At 33.3% G+C, this 8,076-nt stretch carries 6 protein-coding genes; 2 read left to right on the forward strand and 4 right to left on the reverse strand.

What is annotated here, in order from left to right; genetic code table 11:
* Window positions 1–3: 3 nt before the first annotated feature.
* Complete coding sequence (locus ACM55H_RS10915) at window positions 4–1,647, forward strand: pyruvate dehydrogenase complex dihydrolipoamide acetyltransferase (RefSeq protein ID WP_416836513.1); 1,644 nt, start codon at window positions 4–6, stop codon at window positions 1,645–1,647.
* A 55-nt stretch (window positions 1,648–1,702) separates the two neighbouring features.
* Here the strand turns inward: ACM55H_RS10915 and ACM55H_RS10920 are convergent, their stop codons facing one another.
* Window positions 1,703–2,944 carry a glycosyltransferase gene (locus ACM55H_RS10920; RefSeq protein WP_416836514.1) on the reverse strand — a complete coding sequence of 414 codons (1,242 nt, stop codon included), beginning with the start codon at window positions 2,942–2,944 and terminating at the stop codon, window positions 1,703–1,705.
* A 109-nt stretch (window positions 2,945–3,053) separates the two neighbouring features.
* Between ACM55H_RS10920 and ACM55H_RS10925 the strand changes: the two genes are divergently transcribed.
* Window positions 3,054–3,635 (forward strand): MiaE family protein, encoded by a 582-nt coding sequence (locus ACM55H_RS10925; RefSeq protein WP_143388478.1) that lies wholly within the window; start codon window positions 3,054–3,056, stop codon window positions 3,633–3,635.
* Between the two features lie 89 nt (window positions 3,636–3,724).
* Here ACM55H_RS10925 and ACM55H_RS10930 read toward each other — a convergent pair whose 3' ends face one another.
* From ACM55H_RS10930 to ACM55H_RS10940, 3 genes are all read right to left on the reverse strand, one after another.
* The gene (locus ACM55H_RS10930) at window positions 3,725–5,593 is read right to left on the reverse strand and encodes an OmpA family protein (RefSeq protein ID WP_416836515.1); all 1,869 of its coding nucleotides are present in this window, start codon (window positions 5,591–5,593) and stop codon (window positions 3,725–3,727) included.
* A 17-nt stretch (window positions 5,594–5,610) separates the two neighbouring features.
* The gene (locus ACM55H_RS10935) at window positions 5,611–6,528 is read right to left on the reverse strand and encodes a PorP/SprF family type IX secretion system membrane protein (RefSeq protein WP_416836516.1); all 918 of its coding nucleotides are present in this window, start codon (window positions 6,526–6,528) and stop codon (window positions 5,611–5,613) included.
* A 62-nt stretch (window positions 6,529–6,590) separates the two neighbouring features.
* Window positions 6,591–8,076: gliding motility-associated C-terminal domain-containing protein (locus tag ACM55H_RS10940; RefSeq protein ID WP_416836517.1), on the reverse strand; the 1,486-nt coding region annotated here is incomplete at its 5' end.

An 8,076-nucleotide genomic window follows, 5' to 3' on the forward strand; every position in this document is an offset into this window, starting at 1 on the left:
ATTATGGCAACAATAATAACAATGCCTCGTTTGAGCGATACGATGACGGAAGGAACGGTAGCGACTTGGCTAAAAAAAGTAGGTGACAAAATCAGCGAAGGAGATATCCTTGCAGAAATTGAAACCGATAAAGCAACAATGGAATTTGAGTCTTTTAATGAAGGAACTCTTTTATATATTGGTATTCCAGAAGGAGAAACAGCACCGGTAGATTCTTTATTAGCAATAATAGGAAATGAAGGTGAAGATGTTTCAGCTTTAATAGCTGGAAAAGCAACTCCCGCAACTGAAGAAGCTAAACCTGCCGTTGCTGAAACTGCAGCAGCTCCAGAAGTTAAAAAAGAAGAAACAACTGCTCCTGCAGCTTCTTTACCAAAAGGAGTAATTGTAGTTACAATGCCTCGATTGAGCGATACTATGACCGAAGGTACAGTTGCTACTTGGTTGAAAAAAGTAGGTGATAAAGTCTCCGAAGGTGATATTCTTGCTGAAATCGAAACGGATAAAGCAACAATGGAATTTGAATCTTTCAACGAAGGAACTTTATTATACATAGGAATTCAAGAAGGGAATACTGCACCTGTTGACAGTCTTTTAGCCATTATTGGACCTGAAGGAACTGACATTAGCGGTATTGCTGAAAATTATAAAACTGGAGGAGCTCCACAAGCTCCTGTTGCAACTGAAGAAGCAAAATCAGTACCAGCTGAAAAAGCAGCAGATCCTATTGTACAAGAAGCATCTACTGACGGACAAAGAATTTTAGCATCGCCATTAGCAAAGAAAATTGCAAGTGATAAAGGAATACAACTGACTCAAGTGAAAGGTTCTGGTGAAAACGGACGTATCGTAAAAAGCGATATTGAAAACTTCACACCACAAGTTTCGGCTGCGGCATCAACAACTGCTGCACCAGCGAAAACAGAAACTGTAGCTGTTGCAAAACCTTTTGTTCCGGCAGGAGAAGTTTTCACAGAAGAAATCAAGAATTCGCAAATGCGAAAAATCATTGCTAAACGTCTAGCAGAATCTCTATTTACAGCTCCACATTACAACTTAGTAATAGAGGTAACTATGGATGAAGCAATGAAATCAAGAACAATCATTAACAGCGTTCCGGATACAAAAGTATCTTTTAACGACATGGTGATAAAAGCTTGTGCATTAGCACTGAAAAAGCATCCAAAAATAAATTCACAATGGAAAGAAGATGTCATCATCATTAACCATCACGTAAATATTGGAGTTGCTGTTGCTGTTGAAGACGGACTTGTAGTTCCAGTATTGCGATTTACAGATGCTATGAGTTTATCTCAAATTGGCGGTAGCGTAAGAGATCTTGCAGGAAGAGCTAAAAACAAAAAATTATTACCTACTGAAATGGAAGGAAGTACTTTTACCGTTTCTAATCTTGGAATGTTTGGTATTACTGAATTTAATTCTATCATCAACCAACCGAACTCTGCAATCCTTTCAGTAGGAGCTATTGTAGAAAAACCGGTTGTAAAAAATGGTCAAATTGTAGTAGGAAATACAATGATGTTATCTTTAGCTTGCGATCACAGAACAATTGATGGTGCTACAGGAGCTCAATTTTTACAAACATTGAAACAATTCATAGAAAACCCAGTTACGATGCTTGCGTAATAACTTGGTCTTAAGAATACAAATCCCGTCTTGTTTTAGAACTTGACGGGATTTTTTATTTGTTCTTTGCTTCTATCCAACGTGACATATACTTTGTACTGTTCAACGTATGATGTTGTAACATAGCTCCCATAAAGTTAGTCAAACGATGTTTTTGTAAATCGGCTTGTAGCATCTTAACTTTTTTTACAAAATCATCCTCGAATAATTCCTTCAAATACCGTCGATTGACAATTGTAATTCCGTTTTGTTGGGCTTTAAGCCAAATTATCTTATCTTGATACAATCGCACTGCCGCATCAGCAAAATCAGCTATATTATCCGTAACAAAACCATTCCAAGGTAAATCACCAAGCATTGATTCAGCTCCAATAATTGTAGTAACACTTGGCGTTCCGCACTGCATCGCTTCCAATAATTTCCCTTTTATTCCAGCACCAAAACGTAAAGGAGCCAAAACTAATCTGGCATTTTTTACAACTTCTTGTGCATCATTCGCTCGACCCATAATTAAAAACCCTTCTTTAACATTATGAAATTGCAATACTTTTTGCGAAGGATATGCTCCATAAATATGCAAAATAGCTTCTGGCAGTTGTTTTCTAATTAATGGCCAAATCGTTTCTTTAAGATACTGAACTGCATTCCAATTAGGTTCATGAAGAAAATTTCCAATAAAAATAAAGTTTTTTCGTTCTTCAAATGAAGGTAATTCTTGAAGCTGGGCAATCACGATTGGTTCCAATAAAAAAGGTAAATAATACAACAACCCTTTATCAATTTTAAATACGGATTCTAACAGTTCCTTTTCAAATTCAGAAATCATCAAAGACAGATCACAACGTAAAATACTTGCAATTTCTCGTTTAGCAACATCTTCAACAAACAAATCTGTCACACTAAATAACCGATTTCCCTTAAATGCTTTTTGTCGTGCTAAACGCAAACAGTGTAAATCTTCAGTATCTAATAATCGCAATGCATTAGGGCAATTTTCGGCAACACGCCAACCAAATTGTTCTTCCATCATAAAACGGTCAAATAAAACTACTGTTGGATCTAGTTCTTTTACAAAGATGTCAAAACTAGAATTATTTAACTCAATTGATTTTTTATCAACTTCGTAAACTTCTAAATCGACCATGAAATCACTATTCTGTGCTGGACTTGCAAACGTTATGCTAAATCCTTGCTCTTTGAAAAGTGAAATCAATTGCATCATCCTTCCCCCTGCAGCTGATGAATTGGGCTCTGGCCAAACAAAACCGATAATTAAAAGCTTTTGAACCTGGTTCATAATTATTATATTTCAATTGCAAAATAATACTATTTAGATGGCAATTACATCATTTCAAAGAAAAATCAGTAAGAAAAGACTAATTTTGCATTAAATAAATTCCAATAAGATGTTAGGATTAAAATTAGCCACAGACCCACGTTGGGTAAATATAGTTGAATCAAATATTGAAGAAATCTTGACCGATCACGCTTGGTGCGAACAAAAAGCAGCCTCAAATGCGATAAGTTTAGTTACTTACAATTCTGAATTAGAGGAATTAGTAACCGAAATGTTGATTATAGCAAAAGAAGAATTAGATCACCTCCAATTGGTTCATAACTTAATAAAAAGTAAAGGTTTAACTTTAGGACGAGAGCGTAAAGACCATTATGTAAATGAACTTTTCAAATTCATGAAAAAAGATGGTAGTCGAAAAGATGCTTTATGCGATCGATTGTTATTTTCTGCCATGATTGAAGCCAGAAGTTGCGAACGCTTTAAAGTCCTATCCGAAAACATAAAAGACCCAGAATTAGCAACTTTTTATCGTGATCTTATGATTTCGGAAGCTGGACATTATACCACTTTCTTGGGCTTTGCACGAAAATATGCAGATAATATTGATGTAGACAAACGATGGGCGGCATGGATTGAATTTGAAACTTCCATCATTACCAATTATGGTAAAAACGAAACCATTCATGGTTAATAAACTATAAAAATTTAACTAATTTAACAATAAACAAAAAGAGGATGTTCAATTGAACATCCTCTTTTTGTTAAAATTCCGATTGAATTTTATTTAATAATCATAAACTCTGAACGTCTGTTTAACGCATGCTCATCATCAGTACAATTATCTCCACAAGCCACTTTTGGTTCAGATTCACCAAAGCCTTTTCCTGATATTTTATCAGCACTAATTCCTTTTGAAATGATATACTGTATAGTAGCATTAGCTCTTCTATCAGAAAGATCTAAATTATAAACATCACTACCTCTTGAATCTGTATGAGACTTAACATAAATAACCAACTTATCATTTTGTGACATTACATAAACTAATTTATCGAGTTCCGTAGCTCCTTGTTTAGTTATATTGCTTTTATTGTATTCGAAATATATAGGATTCAATATGATTTCTTTTTCAGTTACTATAACCTCAATTGGATCTATAGCAGCATCAATACTCACAGTCCCTTTTTCAATTTTAGAAACCGGAAATGATTTAGTAATAAATCCATCTTTGTGAACTTCTAATAAATATGGTTTTTGACAATCAACTTCATATGACACTTCTCCTTTTTCATTAGATATTTTAGTATCTAAAATAGTATTATTTCCATCTAAAATAATTACTCTGGAATCAGCTAAAATAGCATTGTTTTTTGCATTTTTTACTGTAGTTAAAATATGCCCTTTACAAACTGGCACTGCACTATAAATATGATCTACACCAGATCGATTACTGGACAAATATCCAATATTTTTTTCCTTGTTAAATGTAAATGCAAAATCATCTTTTTCTGTATTTACAGGATTTCCAATATTATTTGGAATCTCATTTTTATTCAAGTCCATAGCAAAAACATCTAAACCGCCAAAACCTGTTAGACCATTCGAAGAAAAATACAAAACAGAATCGTCCGTAACAAAAGGAAAGTTTTCATCCCCAACTGTATTTATTTTATTTCCTAAATTTTCGGGTGAACCAAAGCTCCCATCTAAATTTATTGCTACTTTCCAGATATCAGTTCCTCCAATTGATCCTGGCATATTTGAAGCGAAATAAAGAAATTTTCCTTCTTTGTCAATAGATGGATTTCCGGTAGAATAACTTTTACTATTGAATGGAAGTGCAGTAATCGCAGTCCATTTATCATTTTCTTTAACAGCTTTATACAAACTTACCTGTCCGTATTTTATTTTTTTTGCTTTATCTTTTTCAAATAGCTTGTCTTTAAAACTTTCACTGGAAAAATAAATTGTATTCCCATCTTTAGTCATCGTCAAAGGACCTTCATGGTAAGGTGTGTTTAATTCTGAAATTAGCGTTGGCTCTGAATAAGTCGCGTTTTCTTCTTTATAATTTGATTGATAAAGATCCAAATAAGGTTCGTTATTCCATCCATAGATTTTTCCATTTTCATTTCTTGCACTCGCAAAATAGAGCACATTATTATAAAGTATAGCTCCAAAATCAGATTTTTCAGAATTAATATTTATTTTCTCCAGTATAAATAATTTTTCTTTCTGTTCAAGTTTAGAGAGATAATTTGGGTTTTCATTGAATACCTTGGTTCTTTCATCATTTGGTAACATAACTGCGAATACTTTCATTTGAACATCAGATTCTGCATACTTACCGTTAGATTTTAACACCTGAGCATATTTAAAATATGTTTCTGCATCCTGTTTAGTTTTTACAGCTTGCTTATACCATTTTTCAGCTTCAACAAAATTATACATGTTATAATAACTATCTCCAAGTTGCTTATACACATATAAATCTGCTTTCTCTTTTTCAACTAAAGCTAAATATTCTTTAACCGCTTGAACATATTCGTATCTGTCAAATAACTCATCTGCATTCTTAGTATCTTTATTTTGTGCTGTAAGGGAAATTACATTAAGCACAAAAAAGAACAATAGGGTATATTTTTTCATTAATTATAAATTTAATATTAGAAAAATCTTGGAGAACGTGAAACTTTTTTAGGAACAAACAAATCATATAATAATATGAATTCATGAGAAGATGGCGCAGTAACTTTTAAATCCGAAATAACATGATCGTAAGCATAGCCTACTCTTAATTCCGGTGTTATTGCAAAATTAATCATTGCTCCAAAACTATCTTCTAATCTATATGTAGCACCTATTTCAAATTTTTCTTGGTATAAAAAATTGGCAGAAAGATCGAGAGAAGGTTTTACATTAAATGCAGACTTCAACATAAAAGAAGGCTTAAATTTCAACTCATAATTAAGGTCAAACACATATCCTCCTGTTAAAAAATAGTGAGATACATCTGAACCGTATTCGCGCCCATTATAATCCAAATGTGCTGCTTTTAACATATTAGGCACCGATAATGATACATAATATTTATCCGTGTAATAAAAAATACCTGTTCCTAAATTTAATGCCACATCATTTATATCTTCTCCAAAAATACCTTCAGAAGGATCTGGCAAACTAGATTGTATATCCCTAAGTCCTACTTTATGAAAAGAGGCACCAGCTTTCAATCCAAAAGCTAATCGTTGTACATCTCCTAATTTCAAAGTATAAGAGAAATCGCCATATACATTTTGTTCCGTAACCGGACCTATTTTATCAGAAATAAACGACAACCCTAAACCGACATTTTTACCTACGGGTGTATGTCCCGAAAAACTAAAAGTCGTTGGAGCATCTTCTATATTTACCCATTGTTTTCGGTACAAAAGACCAAAAGAAATATTTTCTTTTGATCCTGCATACGCTGGATTAATTACATTCATATTATACATATATTGGGTATAATGTGGATCTTGTTGCGCTTTTACATCCATATAGGTAATAAGAACCAAAAGAGACGTCAAAAATATTTTGTTCATATCTGTTTATTTTTCGATTTATTAGTCTATGAAAATTTCATAACCTATAAATTTATTAATTACTATTTTTCTCTGATTAAATAAATCCAACCTGTTTTTGTTTCTCCATTATTGAATTGTATCACATAGTAATAGGTTGCGCTTGGAAGCTCATTTCCTTTGTCGGACTGACCTTTCCATTGATCAGTATAATTAGTCTGATTGTAAACTTTAATACCATATCTATCAAATATTTCTAAATTTTTTACATCCATTAATCTTAAATCAAAATAGTCATTTGACCCATTACCATCAGGAGAAATTCCTTTTTGGATATTACAATAAATAGATTCAATTGTAACATTATCAGTTGTTTCGCAACCAGTTGCAATCGATTTTACAGTTAAACTATACTTAATAGGAAATACCTCTTGCCCTGAGGTAGATGCAATGACATCAGATACATTTAAAACATTAGAATTTGTTCCAATAAGAGCTCCAGTACTATCTTTCCATTGATAATCAACATTGCTTGAATCATACGAAGATGCAATTGGACTTGCAGTTAAAACATAATCTTTAGAATCACATTCTCCTGAAATTTGAAATTGAATTTGTGGCGGAATAGGATTAATAGTTATTTGAGAACCAGTACTTATACAAGCAATACTATTTGTAAATCGCACACTCATTGTATATTTTCCAGGTGCTAAATTTAAAAACTCTGGATTATCTTGATATCCATTTCCTAAACTATATTGGACATTCGCTTGTGCAGTAATCTGAATTCTACCCATAGGCTGTAAACAAGTTGGCTGTGTAATTTGTGCCAATGTTGGTGTTAGCGGTAATGGGGGAAGAGGATCGATTGTTACACTTAAAGTACTTTGAACAGAACATGTATTATCAGTAATATTTCTTGCATATAAGATATAATCATTTGGAGCTAATCCAGAAAACATACTTGAAGTTTGATAAGTTGTTCCATTCAAGCTATACTCTACACCAGATTGTGCAGCCACTACTATAGTTCCAGAGGGTACAGCACATGTTGGTTGAAGTGTACTTACCATTGTTGGAACAACTGGAGGATTTGGTATTTGATTAATTGTTATTGGTGAGATTGATAAATTTAGACATGTGTTGTCCGCAAGATTTCTTACATACAATGTATAATCTGCAGGTGCCAATCCTGTAAACGTATTCGATGACTGATAAGTTACTCCATCCAAACTATATTCAACACCAGACTGAGTTGTTATTGCAATACTTCCTGATGGAGTTGCACATGTTGGTTGAATAACACTAGCAGTTGTTGGAACTAATATTACTGGCACTGCATTAATTGTTATATTGGTGACTGAGGAAGTAACACATGTATTGTCAGTAAAATTTCTTACATACAATGTATAATCTGCAGGTGCCAATCCTGTAAAGGTATTCGATGATTGATACGTTATTCCATCCAAACTGTATTCAACACCAGATTGGGTTACTATCGCTATACTTCCTGATGGAGTTCCACAAGTTGGCTGTATGATACTGGTACTTGTTGGAACAACTGGAGGA

It is taken from the genome of Flavobacterium cryoconiti, from assembly GCF_048158645.1.
GTDB lineage: Bacteria > Bacteroidota > Bacteroidia > Flavobacteriales > Flavobacteriaceae > Flavobacterium > Flavobacterium cryoconiti.

What these genes read in the sequence shown, in the direction of transcription:
- ACM55H_RS10915 (WP_416836513.1), top strand. Translation starts at nt 4, where the DNA reads ATGGCAACAATAATAACAATGCCTCGTTTGAGCGATACGATGACGGAA.
- ACM55H_RS10930 (WP_416836515.1), bottom strand. Translation starts at nt 5,593, where the DNA reads ATGAAAAAATATACCCTATTGTTCTTTTTTGTGCTTAATGTAATTTCC.
- ACM55H_RS10925 (WP_143388478.1), top strand. Translation starts at nt 3,054, where the DNA reads ATGTTAGGATTAAAATTAGCCACAGACCCACGTTGGGTAAATATAGTT.
- ACM55H_RS10920 (WP_416836514.1), bottom strand. Translation starts at nt 2,944, where the DNA reads ATGAACCAGGTTCAAAAGCTTTTAATTATCGGTTTTGTTTGGCCAGAG.
- ACM55H_RS10935 (WP_416836516.1), bottom strand. Translation starts at nt 6,528, where the DNA reads ATGAACAAAATATTTTTGACGTCTCTTTTGGTTCTTATTACCTATATG.